This is a genomic window from Streptomyces sp. H27-C3 (genome assembly GCF_030063415.1).
In the GTDB taxonomy this organism is placed as follows: Bacteria; Actinomycetota; Actinomycetes; order Streptomycetales; family Streptomycetaceae; genus Streptomyces.
This window is the reverse complement of record NZ_JASITA010000024.1, coordinates 61,106-80,649: the sequence shown is the minus strand read 5'-3', so window position 1 is coordinate 80,649 and position 19,544 is coordinate 61,106. Positions and strand designations below refer to the sequence as shown.

Annotated in this window: 19 protein-coding genes; 14 read left to right on the top strand and 5 right to left on the bottom strand. The window is 70.6% G+C overall.

The window, feature by feature from the left end; genetic code table 11:
• Positions 1-56: 56 nt before the first annotated feature.
• Positions 57-377: a hypothetical protein gene (locus QMK30_RS23310; protein ID WP_283520245.1), complete on the bottom strand. Its 321-nt coding sequence runs from the start codon at positions 375-377 to the stop codon at positions 57-59.
• Between the two features lie 1,106 nt (positions 378-1,483).
• Between QMK30_RS23310 and QMK30_RS23305 the strand changes: the two genes are divergently transcribed.
• The 10 genes from QMK30_RS23305 to QMK30_RS23260 all read left to right on the top strand — a co-directional run bounded on the left by QMK30_RS23305 (position 1,484) and on the right by QMK30_RS23260 (position 12,477).
• Positions 1,484-1,777 (top strand): hypothetical protein, encoded by a 294-nt coding sequence (locus tag QMK30_RS23305; protein WP_283520244.1) that lies wholly within the window; start codon positions 1,484-1,486, stop codon positions 1,775-1,777.
• Positions 1,777-3,090 (top strand): hypothetical protein, encoded by a 1,314-nt coding sequence (locus QMK30_RS23300; RefSeq protein WP_283520243.1) that lies wholly within the window; start codon positions 1,777-1,779, stop codon positions 3,088-3,090. The genes QMK30_RS23305 and QMK30_RS23300 overlap by 1 nt, the downstream gene beginning before the upstream one ends.
• Before the next feature lie 173 nt (positions 3,091-3,263).
• Entirely contained in the window at positions 3,264-3,944 is a 681-nt protein-coding gene (locus QMK30_RS23295; RefSeq protein WP_283520242.1) for a hypothetical protein, read from the top strand.
• Positions 3,941-4,597: a hypothetical protein gene (locus QMK30_RS23290; RefSeq protein ID WP_283520241.1), complete on the top strand. Its 657-nt coding sequence runs from the start codon at positions 3,941-3,943 to the stop codon at positions 4,595-4,597. Before QMK30_RS23295 ends, QMK30_RS23290 begins: the two co-directional genes overlap by 4 nt.
• 203 nt (positions 4,598-4,800) lie before the next feature.
• Positions 4,801-7,746, top strand: a complete 2,946-nt coding sequence (locus QMK30_RS23285; RefSeq protein ID WP_283520240.1) for an AfsR/SARP family transcriptional regulator — start codon at positions 4,801-4,803, stop codon at positions 7,744-7,746.
• Between the two features lie 31 nt (positions 7,747-7,777).
• Positions 7,778-8,512, top strand: a complete 735-nt coding sequence (locus QMK30_RS23280; protein ID WP_283520239.1) for a prepilin peptidase — start codon at positions 7,778-7,780, stop codon at positions 8,510-8,512.
• 198 nt (positions 8,513-8,710) lie between these two features.
• On the top strand, positions 8,711-9,907 hold the full coding sequence (gene mqnC, locus QMK30_RS23275) for a cyclic dehypoxanthinyl futalosine synthase (RefSeq protein WP_283520238.1): 1,197 nt from the start codon (positions 8,711-8,713) through the stop codon (positions 9,905-9,907).
• A gap of 9 nt (positions 9,908-9,916) precedes the next feature.
• Complete coding sequence (locus tag QMK30_RS23270) at positions 9,917-10,426, top strand: imidazolonepropionase-like domain-containing protein (RefSeq protein ID WP_283520237.1); 510 nt, start codon at positions 9,917-9,919, stop codon at positions 10,424-10,426.
• 424 nt (positions 10,427-10,850) lie between these two features.
• The gene (locus tag QMK30_RS23265; protein WP_283520236.1) at positions 10,851-11,552 is read left to right on the top strand and encodes a demethylmenaquinone methyltransferase; all 702 of its coding nucleotides are present in this window, start codon (positions 10,851-10,853) and stop codon (positions 11,550-11,552) included.
• Between the two features lie 13 nt (positions 11,553-11,565).
• Positions 11,566-12,477: a glutaminase gene (locus tag QMK30_RS23260; protein ID WP_283520235.1), complete on the top strand. Its 912-nt coding sequence runs from the start codon at positions 11,566-11,568 to the stop codon at positions 12,475-12,477.
• A 362-nt stretch (positions 12,478-12,839) separates the two neighbouring features.
• Here the strand turns inward: QMK30_RS23260 and QMK30_RS23255 are convergent, their stop codons facing one another.
• Together QMK30_RS23255 and QMK30_RS23250 are read right to left on the bottom strand one after the other, a co-directional pair.
• Positions 12,840-12,974 carry a hypothetical protein gene (locus tag QMK30_RS23255; protein ID WP_283520234.1) on the bottom strand — a complete coding sequence of 45 codons (135 nt, stop codon included), beginning with the start codon at positions 12,972-12,974 and terminating at the stop codon, positions 12,840-12,842.
• Between the two features lie 129 nt (positions 12,975-13,103).
• Entirely contained in the window at positions 13,104-13,703 is a 600-nt protein-coding gene (locus tag QMK30_RS23250; protein WP_283520233.1) for a GNAT family N-acetyltransferase, read from the bottom strand.
• Between the two features lie 108 nt (positions 13,704-13,811).
• Here QMK30_RS23250 and QMK30_RS23245 point away from each other — a divergent pair, with 108 nt between their 5' ends.
• Together QMK30_RS23245 and QMK30_RS23240 are read left to right on the top strand one after the other, a co-directional pair.
• Positions 13,812-15,095, top strand: coding sequence for a geranylgeranyl reductase family protein (locus QMK30_RS23245; RefSeq protein ID WP_283520232.1), 1,284 nt, complete (start codon positions 13,812-13,814; stop codon positions 15,093-15,095).
• Between the two features lie 216 nt (positions 15,096-15,311).
• Positions 15,312-16,640, top strand: a complete 1,329-nt coding sequence (locus QMK30_RS23240; protein WP_283520231.1) for a DUF4241 domain-containing protein — start codon at positions 15,312-15,314, stop codon at positions 16,638-16,640.
• A 31-nt stretch (positions 16,641-16,671) separates the two neighbouring features.
• On the opposite strand, the gene QMK30_RS23235 is transcribed toward QMK30_RS23240, so the two are convergent.
• Positions 16,672-17,328, bottom strand: a complete 657-nt coding sequence (locus QMK30_RS23235; RefSeq protein ID WP_283520230.1) for a DUF5753 domain-containing protein — start codon at positions 17,326-17,328, stop codon at positions 16,672-16,674.
• Positions 17,329-17,488: 160 nt separating this feature from the next.
• On the opposite strand from QMK30_RS23235, the gene QMK30_RS23230 reads away from it, so the two are divergent.
• Both QMK30_RS23230 and QMK30_RS23225 read left to right on the top strand, forming a co-directional pair.
• Complete coding sequence (locus QMK30_RS23230) at positions 17,489-18,091, top strand: hypothetical protein (RefSeq protein WP_283520229.1); 603 nt, start codon at positions 17,489-17,491, stop codon at positions 18,089-18,091.
• Positions 18,092-18,123: 32 nt separating this feature from the next.
• On the top strand, positions 18,124-18,303 hold the full coding sequence (locus QMK30_RS23225) for a hypothetical protein (protein ID WP_283520286.1): 180 nt from the start codon (positions 18,124-18,126) through the stop codon (positions 18,301-18,303).
• A gap of 209 nt (positions 18,304-18,512) precedes the next feature.
• On the opposite strand, the gene QMK30_RS23220 is transcribed toward QMK30_RS23225, so the two are convergent.
• A complete protein-coding gene (locus tag QMK30_RS23220) occupies positions 18,513-19,529 on the bottom strand; it encodes a helix-turn-helix domain-containing protein (protein WP_283520228.1) in 1,017 nt (338 codons plus the stop codon).
• Positions 19,530-19,544 lie beyond the last annotated feature (15 nt).

Here is a 19,544-nt window from a genome sequence, read left to right as displayed (position 1 = left end):
GGTTTCGGGGAAAGCCCGCAGGAGATCCAAAGCGATCAGTCGTTGAAGCTGACCGCCTACTTCTTCTCCGGCTCCTTGGGCTTGACGCCCTCGGAGACCTGCTTCGCCAGGTCGTCGTCCAGCTTCTTGAACTCGCGGACCACCGCGTCCGACATCTCGGCCAGCGCGGTGAGTTGCTGGCCGATGTCCTCGCGGCCGTCCTCCCAGTTCGACTCGAAGTCGTCGAGGGCGTCGTACACCCTCTTGTCGCCGACATCCTCCCGGTAGGACTCGAAGGTCTTCTTCGTGCGGTTCATGCGGGTCTTGATGGAACGGAGCCGTCCGCCGAAAGTTTCGAGTTCGCTGAGGGGGAGCGCCAGGTCGGGCTTCTGGGCCATGGTGATCCTCTTCCTGTCTGTCGACTTCCTGTGTGTCGAGCCTGTCTGTCGCCTCCGTGAGTCGCCTCCGAGTGTCGACTTCCTGTGCGGAGTCGTCGAGCTCGGACGAAACAGCGGTAACGGAACGCGACACCAATTTACCCGGTGGGATCTGCGGGCGGGTGTCAATCTTTGGGGCTGGTGTGATGGCCGCAGTGACCTTACGTGCGCTGGGCAGCCCAGCGCACAGTGCGCCCGAAGCTCCTCCCTGAGGCGGCTAATTTCTGGAGGTCGCCGACCAGGACGCGGTGAAGTTGCGCCCACTGGCCGCTGGAGCGAACCCCTGCCGTGGGTGAGGTGGCGGCCCTCCATACGATCGAGCAGCGGGGGTCTGGAACTCGCTCATGCTGGGCAGCAGGCGGAATACGGAGCGAGCCCCCGAGCGCCGCTTCGGCTGTCATGTCATGGCGCCTTCCGGATGGTGAGCCCCTCCAACCCGGCGGCGCGGGTTGGCCCTTGATGACTATACGAACGAACTGGCGAAGCTCCTGGTGGACGGGCTCTCGACCGTCGGGTCCCCGGTGGCGGCGGCTACCGGTCGGCCGCCGAGTCGTTGAGCTCCTGGCCGTGAGGCTTTCCGGCCAGCCGTGACCGGCCTCCCTCGCCCCCGACGCCCCCTTACGTGCCCAGCAGCCCGGGAGTGCGCCCGCCCCCGGAACCAACCCGGCGACCGGCGGCCCCGAAGCTCCGGGCTTCGGGGAGCGCCGGCCGTGGTCGGCGCCCCGTGGCGCCAGAGCGCTGCGAACTTCACACTTCCTGCCTGGCGAAACCATGCGCCCCTTGAGTAGCGTCGTCACTCCTGTGCCTGCCTCGCTCCACCGGGAGTCGACGGGAGTCGATCAGTCAACCACCGGGCGGCGCCCGCCGCTTGCCTCACCCGGTGACGGTCGTGCCCCGTCGGGTGACCGGCCGGGCGCCTCGGCTCACCCGTCAGGCATCATTCCTTCGCAGGCCGGCTGCGTCGGGAACAAGCCACCTCAAGCGCGGCAGCAGCCTGCATGTCAACCGATCCCGGACAGCCCGCACATGGGGTGGCCGGGGGAAGCGCCGATCAGTTAGGGGGATTCGTGGGGGACGCGGATCTGATCATCAATGTGGATGTGCTCCTGGAGTCGGAGAAGCGACTGGGCACTCTGAAGACGGAATTCGAGGGGCTCGACAAACAAAAGGACCACATGCGCCCCTACTGGGGTAGTGGTGAGATAGCCGACGCCATGGATGACTTCGTAGACAACTGGGACAACTACCGCAAGAAGTTCCTCAGTAACATCGACGCCCTCGGGAAGATGGTCACCGCCACCATCGACGGCTTCGACGGGCTGGACAAAGAACTCGCCGAGCGTGCCCGGAAGAAGAAGTAATGGCGAAGACGCGGCCCACGGACTGGAGTCCGCTGGAGGAGAAGGACCCGGTACCCGGCAGCCCCGAGGAGATTCGTACCGAGGCGTCCGAGATGCGGAAGGTCGCGAAGATGCTTCGCGACCAGGCGACCGCCATCAAGCGGATGGGCGACGACGACGAGCTGAAGGGCAAGACCGCCAAGAAGCTCCGCGAGGAGTCCGGCGATCTGGAGAAGCACCTGCGCGAGGTCGCGGGTCGCTACGAGCGCGTGAACGGGCACCTCGACGGCTGGGCGAACGACCTGGAGGACTTCCAACGGCGCGCGGACAAGATCCTCGCCGACGCGAAGCGCAAAGAGGACGAGGAGGCGGCCAAGGCCAAGAAGGACGACGGGAAGGACAAGAAGAAGGAAGACGGCGACAGCGACGACGACCCGTACAAGACGGAGCGCAGCGCACTGCGGACCGTCGTCTCTGAACGGGGCACGTCCGCGGGGAAGCACGCGAAGAAGATCCGCGACGGCATCGACGACATCATCGAGGACAGCTGGTGGGAAAGCATCGTCGACTACGTCAAGATCGCTATTGACGTATTGAGTTGGGCGGCCACGGCCATCGCTGTCGTGGCTCTTTTCTGCACCCCCGTGGGCTGGGTCGCCGCACTCGCCATCGGTCTGACCATGGCGGTGGCCATTGGCCATACGGTCTTGGCGATCACCGGCGACGGGTCCTGGTACGACGTCGGCATGGACGTCCTGGCCCTGGCCACCCTGGGCGTCGGCAAGATCGCGCTGAAGGGGCTCAAGGGCGTCCAGACCGCGACGCGCAGCGCCTCCTCCCAGGCGGCGGGTGGCGCGGCCAAGGGCTCGGCGCGGGCAGAGAACGCCGCCGGCCGTGCGAAGTCGAACTCCCAGCGCAGCAACGCCAAAGAGTCCAAGGGCAACAAGCGCGGCGCCGACAAGGCCAACAAGCGCCGGGACAAGCAGGAGCGCAACGCCGCCCGCAACGCCGCGCGCAAGGAACGCCAGAGGGAGCTTCCCGAGGCGTCCCAGCGCAATTCCGTGACGGCCGGTGGCGACAAGGAGTTCATGAGCCACTACAAGGACATCCAGCACATGCGCGCCGCGAACCCCGGCAATCCGGCGGTCCAGAGCGCCTCGGCCAATGCGGAGCGGTACAACGCCAGGTTCCGTGCGGCATGGGGTACGGGAACGGCCGCGGACGGCGCGGACAAGATGGTCGGCAGCAGCGACGCCATGCCGTTCAAGCCGTCCATCGAGGGCTACAACGACTTCAAGGACGGCTTCACGGTGGAACGGGGCTCGACATGGTGAACCCGGGCGCGGGCCCGGCGGGCGCCACGCGGACGGGCGACGAGAGTGTCTCCGGCGCCGCTTCAGGTCCTGCCTTCGCAGATTCCACAGGCTCCGTCAGCTCCATCAGTTCCACAGTCCCTGCTTCCACCGGGGGGCAATCGGGGCCGCAAGCCGTGGGGCAGGCTGTCCCCATGAGTGTCGAGCCGCAGCAGGACCGTCCACCGATCGAGGAATCGGCCACCGAGCCGCCGTCGCCGCCTGCCGCCCCTGTCGGCTACTCCCTGGTCATCCCGCCCGGGTGGATCAGGATCCCGCTGCGCCGCAAGCGGGAGCTGGAGGCCGCCGTACGCAAGCTGGTGGCCGAGGCGTGCGGCCGGCTGCCCGCCGGCTTCCCCCGTGACCGCGTCACGCCGTACCGCCTGGAGCTTGAACGCCGCCTCCGCAAGGGTGTGGCCCAGGCGAAGAAGGGGGCGGGACTCGACCTCTACCTCCCGTTCGAGCAGCAGAGCGGCACCCTGATCGCGGCTTCCTTCGTCGTGGCGGAGATATCGGTCGGCGACGGCCGCTCCGACCAGGCGGCCATGCTCGCCCGCATGTCCATGGACGGCGGGACGGGGGCGTTCAGCTCGGCGACGGTCGCGGGCTCGGCCGGCAGCCGCCGCGAGATCATGCTTCCGGCTGATCCCAACGACAGCGCGGGTCTCGCCACGCGCCGCGTCGACTACGCGGTTCCGGTCCCGAAGGACGCCTACCGTTGGGTCACTGTCGCCTTCTCCACCGTCGGAGGTGGATCGCCGGACGATGAACTGGCGGACGCGGCTGTCGAATTGTTCGACGCCATCATGACCACTTTCCGTTGGAGCAGAGAATGAGCTGGCTGGACATCGACTACGACTCCGACCTCTGGTTGGAGATCCCCATCCAGTGGACGGATGTCAACGAGGACGACGCCGCGGAGCCCCCGGCGCCCGGTGACCAGACCCCCGCGGAGTGGGCCGTCGAGATCGCGCGGGACTGCTGGGACGACTCGGAGGTGGACCCGGGCGAGGCAGGCGTCGCGTTCCTCGCCGAGACCCTCCAGGCGTGCGTCGAGAAGTACCCCGGGGCCTTCCCCGGTTACGAGATCGTCCTGCACCTGCCCGACCCCCGTGCGATGCCGCTGCCGGTATACGTCACCGACTTCCCCGCCGTCGGCGACCGCGACACGGAGCTCCGCCGCCTCACGATGGCCGACGACAAGGAGGCGGTCGAGACGCCGATCGTCGAGACCTTCACCACTGAGGACCTCGGCGAGGGGCTGCGCGTGCTGCGCTACTCCACGATGCCGGGCAGCACCGAACTTCTCGTCGGTCTGCGCTACGCCTGGCGCGACAAGGAATTCGACCGCGACCTGGTGATGGTGACGGCCTCGCCCGCGCCCGGACGGGTCTTGTCGGCGCTGGACGACATCGACGAGCTGGCCCGCTCCCTCAGGCTGCGCGCCGACGACGACCTCGACTACGACTTCGAATCCGAAGACACCTGAGACACCGAGCAGACGAGAACAACAGACGAGAGCTGAGGCCCGAGGACCTCAGGACCAAGTCGGGCTTTTCGTACGCCCAGTGAGGTATCGGGTGTGCCATTGGTCTCCGCTGTGCACCGGAGCCGCGAGAACTTCGACACCTGCAACAGCCACTGAGTAGGCTCGCTCCTCAGGTCTCACTTCATCCCCACAGGAATCCCGCCATGGCGCGCAGTACCCCTGACTCGACCGCACGGCCGAGGCCCTTGCCTCGTCGGCGCTCCGCCGCTGACATAGGCAAGGCGCTCCTCGCGTTCCTCGCGCTGGCCGTGCTCCTTGTGGCCGTTCCGGGGGCGCTCGTCACCTTTGTGGGGTGGCCGCTTCCCGACGAGCTTCCGTCGCTGGAGACGTTGCAGAGCGAGATCACCGTCATGGCCTTCGTCCATGTGCTTACGGTGGTCGTCTGGCTGGCGTGGGCGCAGTTCACCGCGTGTGTGCTCGTCGAGATGAAGGCCGCGCTGTCCGGGATCGGGATGCCCTCGCGGGTGCCCGGCGCCGGACCGTCCCAGATGATGGCGCGGCAGCTGGTCGCCGCGCTGCTGCTCGTCGGGGCCACCGCCGCCAGCTTCGCACCGGGGATGTCGCAGCTCGGGCAGCAGATGGAGAACGAGCACCGGCCTTCGACCGCGGCCTCCGCGCAGCAGACCCCCGGCGGGCCGTTCGGTCAGCAGCAGCACGCGCAGACCGCGAACGCCCTCGCCGAACAGGCCGTCTCGCAGGGGGAACAGGCCGCCAGCGAGAGCGGCAAGCAGGACGCCACGAAGTTCTACCGGATCCAGCCTCCCGAGGGGCGGCACCACGATTCGCTGTGGGAGGTCGCCGAGCGCCATCTCGACGACGGCCGCCGCTACAAGGAGATCTACCAGCTCAACAAGGACAGGGTTCAGCCCGACGGTTCGAAGCTGTCGCAGGCGAGCCTCATCCGGCCCGGCTGGATCATGGAGATGCCCGCGGACGCGCACGGCGGCGAGATCGTCGACATGCCCGACGAGACGCCGAAGGTGTCCGAGCAGCTGCGTGAGCAGATCGCCGAGTACGCGAAGTCCGGTGAGCACGCCCAGGGGGCCGGTGGTGGCAGCGGCTCCGTCGGTGGTGACTCCGACACCCGGCAGATCCCCATGCCCAAGCCGCGTCCCGCCGAAGACCCCGCTCAGCAGCCCGCCCCCGTCGCCGAAGAGGCTCCCGCCGCCGATGAGGGCTTCTCCTTCGGGCTCCCCGAAGCCCTCATCGGCGCCCCCCTGCTCGCCGCCGGTCTCCTCGCCGCACTCGGCCGCCGCCGGCGCCACACCCTGTGGCAGTCCGCGATGAACGCCGTCGCCGGTGTCCGCGGCACCGAGCCGCCCACCCCGACCGGCGCCGCAGCCGACGTGCAGGACGCGCTCCTCGTCGGGGCCGACCCCGAGGCGGTACGCCTCCTCGACCTGTCCCTGCGCGGGCTCGCCGCCTCGCTCGGCGCCGAGTCCCGGCCGCTGCCCGTCGTGTACGCGGCCTGGCTCAGCCGGGGCGACCTGCATCTCCAGCTCGCGCACCCCGCCGGTGCGCCGCCCGCCCCCTGGCAGGTCGGCCAGGACCAGACGTTCTGGCGGCTGGAGCGGGCCGCCGCCGAGGTGTACGAGGAGACCGAGACCGCGGCCCCCTACCCGGGCCTCGTCAGCATCGGCACCCTCGACGACGCCCGGCTCCTGCTCAACCTGGAGGCCGTCCCCGGCATCGTGTCGCTGACCGGCGCCCCGGCCGACCGCGCGTCCGTCCTCTCCTCCGTCGCCGCCGAGCTGGCCACCAACGGCTGGTCGGACCGCATGACGGTGAGTCTCGTCGGCTTCGGCGCCGAGCTCGGCGCCCTCGCCCCGACCCGGCTGCGCCACTTCGGCGACGTCGAAGGGATGCTCGAAGCCATGTCGGCCGAGACCCTCCAGCGCCGCAGCGCGCTCGGCACGGCCGGCCACGACTCCGTCCTCACCGGCCGCACCGGACCGGCTCAGAGCACCCGCTGGGCCCCCCACCTCGTACTCCTCGGCGCCGACCCGACCGAGGACGAGACCAGGCAGCTCGCCGAACTCGCCGTCGACGCGGGCCGGCTCGGCATCGGGTATTTCATGGGTACGGACCAGGAGAACGTCCCGGGCGCCGCCTGGGAGCTGGAAGTCACCGCCGCGGGCAAGCTGCTCGCCCCGCTCCTCGGGCTCGAACTCGAAGCCCAACTGCTGCCCCGCGCCCAGCACGAGGCCGTCGTACGGCTGTTCGTCGAGGCCGACCCGAACCACACCCCCGACCCGGCGACCGCCGCGTCCCGCCCCTTCCTCGTCGACATCACCGAGCAGGGCCGGCCCGCGGTGTACGCACGCCTCGTCGGCCCGTACGAGATCATCGGCCTCGACAGCCCGGACAGCGAGCGCAGCCCGCTCATGCACGAGGCGCTCGCGATGCTCCTGCTGCACCGCGAAGGCGTCCACCCACGGGTCCTGGCCTCGGCGCTGTGGCCGCGCGGCGCGACCGAGGACGTGCGCGACGCCCTCATCGAGCGCGTCCGCGCCTGGCTCGGCACCGACCCCGACGGCACCCCGCGTCTGGGCATGGACGCCACCGGCCGGATGACGCTGGCCGCGTCCGTCGTCTCCGACCTCGACGTGCTGCGCTCGCTGCACCACGAAGCCACCGAGGGCAGGGGCGCGCGCAGCGCCTCCGTACGGGAGCGGCTGCTCACCGACGCGCTCGGCCTGGTGCGCGGGCCGCTGCTCGCCGACCGGCCCGAGGGCCGCTACCGCTGGCTCACCCACGAGATCATCGACGCCCGGCTGCCGCTGCTCGTCGCCGATGTGGCGCTGTCGCTGTCCGCACACCACCTGGACAAGGAGCACCCGGAGAAGGCGGTCGCCGCCCTCGAAGCGGCCCTGTTCAGCTCGCCGTCCGACGAGCGCCTGTGGAACGAGTTGCTGCGCTCCACGCACGCCATCGGGGACCCCGCCCGCCTGGAGGCGCTGGCCGCTTCCCTCGTCGCGCGCAACCGCGAACTGGGCGGCGGCGCACGCGGGTTGCTGCCGCCGCGCAGTGAGGCCCTGCTCGACGAGCTGCTGCCGTCCTGGCGCACCAACGTCGCCGCAGCGGGCTGATCCGCAGCTCATGGGGGAGTCCGGGCCGGACATGCCGTACCTGGCGCTGATCGTGGGCGCCGTGCTGTGGGGCGCCGCGGCCGGGCTGCTGATTCCCCGGGCCGGGTACCGCTTCTCCGTCGAACCGGAGACGCCCTGGCGCACGGACTGCCCGGACGGCCACCCGATCACCGGGCCCGCGGGCGGCTGGCTCGGACGGGCGCGATGCGCGGAGGACGGTGCGGTGTACGGGCGGCCCGCACCCGCGCTCGTCGCCACCGCTCTCGTCTGCGGACTGCTGGCCGCCGGGACCGGCGCGCGCCCCGAGCTGGCCGTCTGGCTGCTGCTCGCGCCCTTCGCCGTACTCCTGGCGCACATCGACTTCGCCGTGCACCGCCTGCCCGACGTACTGACCCTGCCACTCGCCGGCGCGGGCGCCCTGCTGCTCGGCGGCGCGGCGCTGCTGCCTGAGCACGCCGGGTCCTGGCCGGCCGCGCTGCTCGGCGGGCTCGCGCTCGGCGGCGGCTACTTCGTGCTGTTCCTGATCAACCCGAGAGGCATGGGCTTCGGAGACGTGAAGCTGGCGCTCGTGGTGGGTGTGGTGCTCGGCTGGTACGGGTGGGCCGTGCTCTTCGCCGGGGCGTTCGCCGGGCTGCTCCTCGGCGCGGTGTACGGGCTCGGGCTCGTCGTCGCCGGCCGAGCGGGCCGTAAGTCCGCGCTGCCGCTGGGGCCCTTCATGATCTGCGGCGCGCTGTTCGGCGTCCTGCTGGGCGGGCTCGCGGGCTGAGACCTCGCCGGCCGGGCACGCCCGTGGGGCCGGGCCCGCTGCGCATGTCCGGGCCGGCCCCGAGCCGTGGTCCGGCCCGGGCACGTCCGTGGGGCCGGGCCCGGACGGTGTTCCGGGCGCCCCGACCGGCCTCCGTCGTGTCCGTGGGCTGGCGTAGGCTGGATCGGTCCGTCCGTACCCCGCCGAAAGGGACACCGAGTGACCGAGAAGGCCGACCTTCAGCCCGTCCTCGACCGTGCCGCCGAGGGTGGGCGGATCACCCCCGAGGAAGCGCTCGACCTCTACCGCTCGGCCCCGCTGCACGCGCTCGGCAAGGCCGCCGATGCCGCGCGCCGCCGTCGCTACGCGGGTACGGAGGAGATCGCGACGTACATCATCGAGCGCAACATCAACTACACGAACTCGTGCGTCACCGCGTGCAAGTTCTGCGCGTTCTACGCCGCGCCCAAGAGCGACAAGGTGTGGACCCGCGACCTCGACGACATCCTGCGCCGCTGCGCGGAGACCGTCGAGCTGGGCGGCACGCAGATCATGTTCCAGGGCGGGCACCACCCGGACTACGGCGTGGAGTACTACGAGGAGCACTTCGCCGCGATCAAGGCGGCGTACCCCCAGCTCGTCATCCACTCCCTCGGCGCGTCCGAGGTCGAGCACATGGCGCGGATCTCCGGGGTGAGCGCCGAGGAGGCGATCACCCGGATCCACGCGGCCGGTCTCGACTCCTTCGCGGGCGCGGGCGCCGAGCTGCTGCCCGCACGGCCCCGCAAGGCCATCGCGCCGCTCAAGGAGTCCGGCGAGCGCTGGTTGGAGATCATGGAGCTGGCACACAACCTGGGGGTCGAGTCGACCTCCACGATGCTCATGGGTACGGGCGAGACCAACGCCGAGCGCATCGAGCACCTGTCGATGATCCGCGACGTGCAGGACCGGACGGGCGGCTTCCGCGCGTTCATCCCGTACACCTACCAGCCGCAGAACAACGCGCTGAAGGGCCGCACACAGGCCACGCTCTTCGAGTACCTGCGGCTGATCGCCGTCGCGCGGCTCTTCTTCGACAACGTCGCGCACATCCAGGGCTCCTGGCTGACCGTCGGCAAGGAGGTCGGCCAGCTCTCGCTGCACTACGGCGCCGACGACCTCGGGTCGATCATGCTGGAGGAGAACGTCGTGTCGTCGGCGGGCGCGAAGCACCGGTCGAACCGGATGGAGATCATCGATCTCATCCGCAAGGCGGGCCGCATCCCGGCGCAGCGCGCGACGACGTACGAGCACCTCCATGTGCACGTCGACCCGGCGGACGACCCGGTCGACGACCATGTCGTCTCGCACCTGTCGTCGACGGCCATCGAGGGCGGTACGGCCCACCCGGAGCTGAAGCTGCTCAGTGCGAACTAGTCCGTCTCTGTGCTGACCATCCACCGGGCCCGCGCGGACGCGGTCGTCGTCGAGGGCGACCGTATCGCGGCCCTCGGATCGTACGAGGAGTTGTACGCCGCCTTCGGCGACCGCGCCCGGAGCCGCGAGTGGGACGGGCGGCTCACGCCGGGGCGCCACGAGCCGGACGCCGTCGCGCTCCTGGAGGCCGCGTACTGGCCCGACCCGCGCGAGGCCGACGCCCTCGGCACCGAGCCGCTGACCGGCGCCGCGCTCGAAGCGCTCGGGATGACCGAGGTCCGCTGGGGCGCGGCGGCGCGGCGCGGAATCCAGCGGCTGTTCGCGGCGGGCACGACGTCCGTGGCGGGGCCGTTCACCCGCCCGGCGGTCCGGATCGCGGTGGAGCGCTCGGGCCTGCCCGTACGCTCCACGCTCCGGCCGCTGACGGTCTTGGGCCCGGCCGACTTCGCGGTGCTCGCCGACGACGGGAGCTGCCTGGTGACCTGCGTCGCCGGGCGGATGGTGTACCGGGCGCGCTGATGTGGGCGGGTGGTCCAAGCGGTTGCCGGCTCTCAGTCGTCGGTTGTCGTGGCACGGTCGGTGAGGCACACGGTCATCGTGACCTCGTCCGAGGTCTCGGTGCTGGGGCTCGCTGACGGTCCCGGGGGACAACCGCCCCCTCCGGAGGCGCCCGGCAGCGGCGAGGGCGTCGAGGACACAGTGGTGGAGGGCTGCGGCCCACTCGTCGGCGTAATGCGTCGTCCGTCGCATCGGTGACGAACCAGCCGCCCAGCACCATGGCCAGCCGGCCGCCGATCAGCCACCGCTTCGTACCTATCCCCACCGTGTCCCCTCCCCAGGAGTGCCGCCGCCCGATGCTGCGGGCAGGGCCGCGCGGCCCACTCACCCGCGCCGCGGGTGACCCTGCCCCGCGCTCCGACGCACCGCACGTCACAATGGAACCGTGACCCGAGCCTCCCTGGAAAAGCAGCCGCACGAAGTCGCCTCCATGTTCGACGACGTCGCCGCGAACTACGACCTCACCAACGACGTGATCTCGCTCGGACAGAGCAGGTTCTGGCGCAAGGCGGTCGCCGCCGCCGTTGACGCCCGCCCCGGGCAGAAGGTCCTCGACCTCGCGGCCGGCACGGCCACCTCGTCGCTGCCGTTCGCCGCGACCGGTGCGTACGTCGTGCCGTGCGACTTCTCGATCGGCATGCTGCGGGAGGGCAAGAAGCGCCACGCTCACCTGCCCTTCACGGCCGGTGACGCCACGAAGCTGCCCTTCCGTGACGAGACCTTCGACGCGGTCACCATCTCCTTCGGGCTGCGCAATGTGCAGGACACGGACCAGGCGCTGCGTGAGCTGTACCGGGTGACGAAGCCCGGCGGGCGGGTCGTGATCTGCGAGTTCTCGCAGCCGACCTGGAAGCCCTTCCGCACGGTGTACATGGAGTACCTGATGCGCGCGTTGCCGCCCGTCGCCTCCACGGTCGCCTCCAACCCGGACGCGTACGTCTACCTCGCCGAGTCGGTCCGCGCGTGGCCCGACCAGCCCGCACTGGCGGCGCGCCTCCAGCAGGCCGGCTGGTCGAAGGTGGCCTGGCGCAATCTGACGGGCGGTGTGGTGGCCCTGCACCGCGGCACCAGGCCCCGCTCCCGGTAAGCCCGTCACAGCCATGGACTACCAGGCGATTCTGGAGCGGATCGCGGCGGACGTCGCCCCGCAGGTCGGCCGCGGCAGGCTCGCCGAGTACATCCCGGCGCTCGCCTCCGTCGACCCGCGCCGCTTCGGCATGGCCATCGCGGACGTCGACGGCAAGGTGTACGGCGTCGGGGACTGGCAGCAGCCCTTCTCCGCGCAGTCGATCACCAAGGTCTTCGCGCTCGCGATGGTCCTGGCCCAGGGCGGCGACACCCTCTGGGAGCACGTCGGCCGCGAGCCCTCCGGCAACCCGTTCAACTCGCTGGTGCAGCTGGAGTACGAGAACGGCATTCCGCGCAACCCCTTCATCAACGCGGGCGCGCTCGTCGTCACCGACCGCCTGCAGAGCCTCACCGGCGACGCGAGCAGCGAACTCCTGGAATTCCTCCGCCAGGAGAGCGGAAATCCCGACCTGGCCTTCGACCCGGAGGTCGCGCAGTCGGAGACGGCCAACGGCGACCGCAACGCGGCCCTGGCCCACTTCATGGCGTCGTACGGCAACATCGCCAACCCCGTCCCCACCCTCCTCGACCACTACTTCTGGCAGTGCGCGATCGAGATGAGCTGCGCGGACCTCGCCCTGGCGGCCCGCTTCCTGGCCCGCCACGGCCTGCGCGCCGACGACACGAGACTGCTGACCCGCAGCGAGGCGAAGCAGATCAACGCGGTGATGCTGACCTGCGGTACGTACGACGCGGCAGGCGAATTCGCCCACCGGGTAGGGCTGCCGGGCAAGAGCGGAGTGGGCGGCGGAATCGTCGCGGTGGTCCCCGGCCGCTGCACGCTGGGCGTATGGAGCCCCGGCCTGGACGAACGGGGCAACTCGGTGGCGGGAGTGGCGGCACTGGACCGCTTCACGACGCTGACGGGGCTGTCGGTCTTTTAGAGGTGCCCTCAAGCGCGCCGCCCCCGCACCCGTACAGCCAGAGCCGCAGGCACACGCACCGACCCAGCTGTCGGCCCTCGCCCCCGCTCCCGCTCCCACGCCCGCCCCGAACCCCGAGCACAGGAAGCGCGTCCTGATCTGGACCGGCACGCTTGCAGCGGCCTTCATCATCGGCGGCGGCGCCACCGCGGGCGCGCTGCTGCTCCAGGACAAGGACAAGGACAACGGCGGCAGCGACATGGTGAAGGACGACAAGCCCGCCGTGGCCCAGAGCGGCAAGCCGAGCGCCGAGCCCCCCAAGTCCGCATCAGCCCCCCGCGTCGTATCGAGCTCGACCGGGGCGTCTGCATCGGCGCCGGGATCTACGCGGCGACCGCCCCCACCGATTCGCGCTCGACATCGACCGCCGCTCCCGGCTGCTCCCCGGCGCGGGAGGAGCGGGACGAGCGCGACGAGGACGCCGCCACGCTCTGCCCGGCGGAGGCGATCACGCTCACGCTCACGCTCACGGAGGAGCGGGAGCGGGAGCGGGAGCGGGAGCGGGAGCGGGAGCGGGAGCGGGAGCGGGAGCGGGAGCGGGAGCGGGACGCGCCGAGCTGAGACGGCGACAGGACGGGACCGGCCGGTCAGCCGGAACCCACGGCCGTCGCCCGCTTCACCTCATCCACGTCGTCCACTCCACCCACCGCACTCACCGCTCCCACCTCATCCACCTCATCCAGCCTCAGACGGAAGCAGTACGCAGTCCTCCCCGACCCCGGCGACGTGTACGTCTCCGCCCGCTCCATCCCCAGCCGCCGCGTCACCGCGATCGACCGCTCGTTGAGGGAGTCCACCATCGCCACCACCTCGGTCACCCCCGCCGCCCGCACCCGCTCCAGCGTGGCCCGCGCCGCAGCCGTCACATAGCCCTTGCCCCAGTGCGCCCGCCCGAGCCGCCACCCGATCTCGATCTCGCCCACCGGGCCGAAGGAGGTGTGCGGCCAGGGCTGGGCGCCCGTGAAGCCGATGACCTCGCCCGACTCGTCAAGCATCGTCCACAGACAGATACCGCGTTCGGCGTCATGTCTGCGTTGCCGGGCGGTCAGCTCGTCGTACGCGGAAAGCTCCGCAGACGTAGCGCCGTGGAACTCCATCACCTCGGGGTCGTCGAAGATCCGGTGCCAGGCCAGGGCGTCCTCCTCGGTGGGCACGCGCAGCTGTATGACGGGGGGTCGCTCGGTCATGTCGGTCACAGGGGGCAACCCTTCGAGTCGGTGATCAGTACGCCCCCTTAGACTGCCCTTGCCCTGTGCCTCTCAGCACGCGATATCGAGTCTTCGGGAGATTCCGCCGTGACCGAGCCCCTCTCCGAGCACACCGCAGATGTGATCGTCGTCGGGGCCGGACCCGCCGGCTCCACGACTGCGTACTACCTGGCCAAGGCGGGACTTGACGTCCTGCTGCTCGAAAAGACGGCGTTCCCGCGCGAGAAGGTCTGCGGCGACGGCCTCACCCCGCGCGCCACCAAGCAGCTCGTCTCCATGGGGATCGACATCTCCGAAGAGGCGGGCTGGCTGCGCAACAAGGGCCTGCGCATCATCGGCGGCGGCGTCCGCCTCCAGCTCGACTGGCCGGAACTGGCCTCGTACCCCGACTACGGGCTCGTCCGTAAGCGCGACGACTTCGACGAGCAGCTCGCCCGCCAGGCGCGGAAGGCCGGCGCGCGGGTGTACGAGCGCTGCAATGTGGGTGCGCCGATCGTCGACGCGCGTACGGGCCACATCACCGGCGTCAACGCGAAGATGGGCGAGGAGAAGACCGAGGTCACCTTCCACGCCCCCCTGGTGGTCGCGGCCGACGGCAACTCCACCCGGCTGTCCCTGGCCATGGGCCTGAACCGCCGCGAGGACCGCCCGATGGGCGTCGCCGTGCGTACGTACTTCACGTCCCCGCGCCACGACGACGACTACCTGGAGTCCTGGCTGGAGCTGTGGGACCGCCGCGGCCCCCAGGACAGGCTGCTCCCCGGGTACGGCTGGATCTTCGGCATGGGCGACGGTACGTCGAATGTCGGGCTCGGCATCCTGAACTCCTCCAAGGCGTTCAAGGAGCTGGACTGGCGCGAGGTGCTCAAGGCGTGGTGCGCGTCGATGCCGGCGGACTGGGGCTACACCCCGGAGAACATGACGATGCCGATCCGGGGCGCGGCGCTCCCGATGGCCTTCAACCGCCAGCCGCACTACACCAAGGGCCTGCTGCTGGTGGGTGACGCGGGCGGCATGGTCAACCCGTTCAACGGGGAGGGCATCGCGTACGCGATGGAGTCGGGCCAGATCGCGGCGGACGTCATCGTCCAGGCGCACGCGCGGGCGACCCCGGCGCAGCGCGAGATGGCGCTGCACGCGTACCCGAAGATCCTCAAGGAGACGTACGGCGGTTACTACACGATGGGCCGCGCGTTCGTGAAGCTCATCGGCAACCCGAAGATCATGAAGGTGGCGACCCAGCGCGGCCTCTCGCACCCGCTGCTGATGAAGTTCACGCTGAAGATGCTGGCCAACCTGACGGAGCCGACGGGCGGGGACGCGATGGACCGCATCATCAACGGGCTTTCGAAGGTGGCGCCGAATTCCTGATGCCGGCCGACGGGCCGGGCTCGCTTCGGTTTCTCAGGGAACGGCCGCCTCACTGGCGGCCGTTCTGCTGTGACCCCAAGACGACCACGTCGGTGTACGTCCCAGTTGGCCTTCCGTCCGTGGCCCCGTTGTCCTGTAGCTAGTCCCCGCATCGGCCCTTGTCAGTGGCGGTGTCTACTGTGTTCGTCAGGTTCAGGCAGAGCGGGCGGTGGTCGTATGGGTGGGGATCAGGGACCGGTGACGGTCGTCGAGGTGGCGTACGCGCTGGCGTGGGATCTGGAGGCCCGCGCGCTGTGGCGGCCCCTGACCGCCGAGGCGGCGCGGGAGCGGGATGGCGCGGGGCTGCCGTACGTCGTGGTGTACCGGATCCCGGGGCGGGAGGTTCCGCTGGAAGTCCGGCTGGTTTCCTGGCGGGACCACTACGTCGGCCTGTGGGCCTACGACGACCAGGGCCGCCGCACCGACGAGCTGGACCTGCGGCTGCTGGACGATCAGAGTCGGCTGCTCAGCCGACGTGCCCGCAGGTGGCAGTACACCGGGTTGGAGATGGCGGAGTTCGACGGCGAGTGCCCCCGCTCCTCGACGGAGCTGTTCCCTGACGGCAGGGGATCGATCAGGCAGCAGCCCCAGGGCGAGCGCGGGCGGACACTCGTCACGGTGCCCGGCGCCGACATACGGCGTTGGGAGGTTCGCCCCGGGTTCGACGACTGGCCGGTGGTCACCGCCCGACGGCGAGGGCTTCCGGGGCCGGTGGTGCTCCAGGCGGCGGTGCTCGCTTCTCACGCGGCGGAGACGCCCGACGACGCGTCCGGGGCGCCCGCCACCTGCTGGCGACCGCCCCGTCCCGCGCAGCCCGGGCCGATCGACGCGCTGTTTCGGCCCGGGACGCGTGTGACCGACGGGTACCACCCCGAGATGACCGTCGTGGAGCCGCGCCGGACCGGGACCCTGCGCGTGCCGAGCGGACTGCTGGCCGTCTCCGGGCCGGACAACCTCTCCGACGATGGGCCCGCCGTCACGGTCCCCGTCCCGCCGGGGGAGTACGTACTCGAAGAAGCGCAGGTCCACTTCGGCTACGACTGTGAGTGGCGCCAGGGCTGGGTCACCCGTACGGACACCACGGCGGTCCGGCTGCGCGTCAGCGAGACACCGGCCTTGTCGTGGGAGATGCGCCTTGGGCCGGATGACGACCCCAGGCTGCTCGGGGAGAACGAGATCTTCGGCTTCGAGACCGACAGTGCGACCGGATGCTTCGCCGACGCTGGGGCCTGGGAGTCGCTCCACCGGCTCTTCGAGCGGCACCTTGTACAGGGGGAGCCGGGTGCCGGGGAGGACATACCCGACTCCATGTACCTCGTGCGTACTCGGGACGAGGCATCCGGCGGCGAACTGGTCGCCTTCGCGACAACCGGCGACGGTACCTACCCCGTGTGGGTGGGACGCTCCGCAGACGGAGCTGTGGCCGAGGTGGTGGTGCTGGTGGAGGTGATGCCGACGGTGCTCAAGGACGGCAGTGCCGACGGGGCGGAGGCGGCGCCGGCTTGAGACCGGGTGTGATACTGGTGAGTTCGCGTACTCAACTGTCACCAGCTCTCCGGGCGCCCAGCCGGGTGGTGACCGCCAGTGGTCTCCAGCGGCGTCTCGGCTCCACGTGCCCCGGCCTCGAAGCGAGCTTGGCCGTGGTGACCCGGTGATAGCCGAGAGCCTCAGCGATGACCGGTGCGGGCATTTGCTGGCCCTCCGAGTACGCCACGGGTGGGGCGTCGCCGAAGGTCATCAGTGCGAACATGCCGCCGCTCGCGGCGTGCGCACCGGCGGCGAACGGGAGGACTTGGACGAGGATGCGTCCGCGTCGGATCAGTTCGGCGATGTGTACGAGTTGGCGTTCCATGACAGTCGATCCACCAACCGGCACACGCAATACAGTCTCGTGAAGTACCGCCCACAGCACGGGCTTTGTTGGATCGTCGAGAAGCGCGGCTCGCGCCGCACGGGCTCGGGCCCACGTATCCATGTCGTGGTCCAGGAGCAGCGCCGCTGAGGGAGCCGTTAGTGCCTGTACGTACTCGTCGGTCTGGAGCAGACCCGGGACCAAGGTCGGGGCGTACTCGCTGATCGTGAGAGCTTGGGCTTCCAGCGCGGCGGCATCCGCGAAATAGGTGGGGCCAAGCCCGGGTTCGGAAAGCGGATCGCGCCGGACGAGGAACCCCGCCGTGGCCGGGACTTCGCACATCTGCCCAAGCGTGAAGCGGCCATCGCCGGGTACGTCGACCGGTTGTCCGAGGGCGCCGACATCTCCATCAAGACGCTGGCCAGGGAGCTGGAGGGTTACGGCCAGTGCGCCATCGGCACGATCCCCCGCGGCCTCTCCAAGTGCCGGGCACCTGCGGCGCGTGCGCCGGCAAGTGGAGGACGCGGAGGGTGCGAGGTGGGTCTTCCGGTGCTTCTTCACCCGGACCGCCCGCTCCGACGCCTGGTGGGCCGCGTTCCTCGACGGGGACGTCCCGCAGTCCGGAATGGCGGACCCCGCGCCCGTGGAGGAACCGGAAGCGCGTGGGCACGACGCCCTCGCCCGACTGGGGCGCCACCAGCCGGAGTTGGCGCTCTCGGCGCTGGAATGCAAGGCGTTGGCCGACGTGGCGGGGGAGTGGTTCCGGCGAGGGGCCACGGAGACGCAGATCGTGCGGGCGGTAGGGACCCTGCTGCCCGACGTGGTCGAGTACCCCTTCGGCTTCGTACGGAAAAGGCTGCTGAAGAAGATGCCGCCCGAGCCCCCGGCCCCCGCTCAGGGCCGGTACATCATGGAGTGCACCGACTGCCACGCCCCCGGGCCGCCGGAATCGCTGCCGGGCGGCCTCTGCCGGATCTGCCGCAGCGAGCCGTACGTACCGGATGACGACCGCCTCTCGGCGGACATCGTGCCGGGGAAGGCGGAACGGCTGCGGGAGGCGGTCCGTACGTACCGTCATGCGGCGTTCGACGGGACAAATGAATAGCGCTCGCTCGCTTCAACCCTAGCATCCGATGGATGACTGCTGACCTGCCTGTCCCCGCCCTGTACTTCGGCGGACCCGAACTTGCCGAGGACGCCCTCATCGAGTGGGCCGCCGCGAAGGTCGTCGAGTGGGGCCAGATGGGCTCGCTCGACGCCGCTCCGCTGGTGGGCTTCCGGAAGACCGCGGGCGTGGCGGTCGCCAAGCTCCACTGACCGATCAGCCGACCGATTCACCGGCGGTTCCAATGACCGGGGGCGGGAGTGGGTACGGGGGTAGCCCACTGCCGTCACCTTGGCCCCGTGCGCACCGGAGAAGGTGCGTGCGGGGCTGTGCACGCTGACGGACGCGTGGAGGCCGGGCACCGCCCAGGTGGGACGTGAACCCGTGTCCGTTCACGGGCAGACGTGAACTCGGCGTCCCGCTAGGGACGGGCGTGACCGCGCGACGGTGACACCGCGAGCGCCCCCGGCGTCCTGAACGCGCGCCGGTAGTCCGTGGGGGAGACGCCGACCACCCGCGTGAAGTGGTGGCGCAGATTCGCCGACGTACCGAGGCCGCTCTGCTCACCGACCTGGTCGACGGTCAGGCCCGTCGATTCGAGGAGGGACTGGGCGCGGGCCAGGCGTTGGTTCAGCAGCCACTGGAGCGGGGTCGTGCCCGTGGCCTCGTGCAGGCGGCGGTAGAAGGTGCGCGGACTCATGCGGGCCTCGCGGGCCAGGTCGTCGACGGTGAGGGGTTCGTGCAGGCGGGCCGTCGCCCACTGGAGGACCGGGCCGAGGTTGTCGTCGTCGGTGGGTGGCATCGGGGCATCGATGAACTGGGCCTGCCCGCCTGTGCGGTGTGTGGGGACGACCAGGCGGCGGGCCAGCTGGTTGGCGACGTGGGCGCCGAGGTCACGGCGGACCAGGTGCAGGCAGAGGTCCAGGGCCGCGGACGCGCCCGCGCTGGTGAGGACGTTGCCGTCGTCGGTGTAGAGGACCGAGTCGTCGACGATCACTTTCGGGTAGCGCTCGGCCAGGGCCGCCGTGTGCTGCCAGTGGGCGGTGGCGCGTCGGCCGTCGAGCAGCCCGGCCGCCGCGAGCGCGAACGCGCCGGTGCACAGCGATACCATCCGCGCCCCGGAGTCCGCGGCGGCACGCAGCGCCTCGACGAGATCGGCCGGGACGTCCTGGCCGTCCTCGACGCACGGGTCCGGCACCGTGGGCACGATCACCGTGTCCGCGCCGGCCAGCGCGTCGAGCCCGTGGGGGGTGGCGAGCGAGAAGCCGGTGCCTGACCCGGCGCCCTTGCCGCCTGAGCCGCACAGCCGCAGGTCGTACCAGGGGTCGGTCAGGTCGGGATGCGGGATACCGAACACCGTGCACGCGATGGACAGTTCGTACAGCTCCCACAGGGAGATCCCGGCGTCCTCGACCACGGCTACCGCGACGGTGTGCATGCCCGGAAGCGTACG

Bases quoted from the DNA above. Each gene is read 5' to 3' on its own strand.
- QMK30_RS23310 (WP_283520245.1), bottom strand. From the start codon at position 377: ATGGCCCAGAAGCCCGACCTGGCGCTCCCCCTCAGCGAACTCGAAACT.
- QMK30_RS23300 (WP_283520243.1), top strand. From the start codon at position 1,777: ATGGCGAAGACGCGGCCCACGGACTGGAGTCCGCTGGAGGAGAAGGAC.
- QMK30_RS23295 (WP_283520242.1), top strand. From the start codon at position 3,264: ATGAGTGTCGAGCCGCAGCAGGACCGTCCACCGATCGAGGAATCGGCC.
- QMK30_RS23290 (WP_283520241.1), top strand. From the start codon at position 3,941: ATGAGCTGGCTGGACATCGACTACGACTCCGACCTCTGGTTGGAGATC.
- QMK30_RS23285 (WP_283520240.1), top strand. From the start codon at position 4,801: ATGGCGCGCAGTACCCCTGACTCGACCGCACGGCCGAGGCCCTTGCCT.
- QMK30_RS23280 (WP_283520239.1), top strand. From the start codon at position 7,778: ATGCCGTACCTGGCGCTGATCGTGGGCGCCGTGCTGTGGGGCGCCGCG.
- QMK30_RS23260 (WP_283520235.1), top strand. From the start codon at position 11,566: ATGGACTACCAGGCGATTCTGGAGCGGATCGCGGCGGACGTCGCCCCG.
- QMK30_RS23250 (WP_283520233.1), bottom strand. From the start codon at position 13,703: ATGACCGAGCGACCCCCCGTCATACAGCTGCGCGTGCCCACCGAGGAG.
- QMK30_RS23240 (WP_283520231.1), top strand. From the start codon at position 15,312: ATGGGTGGGGATCAGGGACCGGTGACGGTCGTCGAGGTGGCGTACGCG.
- QMK30_RS23235 (WP_283520230.1), bottom strand. From the start codon at position 17,328: ATGTGCGAAGTCCCGGCCACGGCGGGGTTCCTCGTCCGGCGCGATCCG.
- QMK30_RS23225 (WP_283520286.1), top strand. From the start codon at position 18,124: ATGACTGCTGACCTGCCTGTCCCCGCCCTGTACTTCGGCGGACCCGAA.
- QMK30_RS23220 (WP_283520228.1), bottom strand. From the start codon at position 19,529: ATGCACACCGTCGCGGTAGCCGTGGTCGAGGACGCCGGGATCTCCCTG.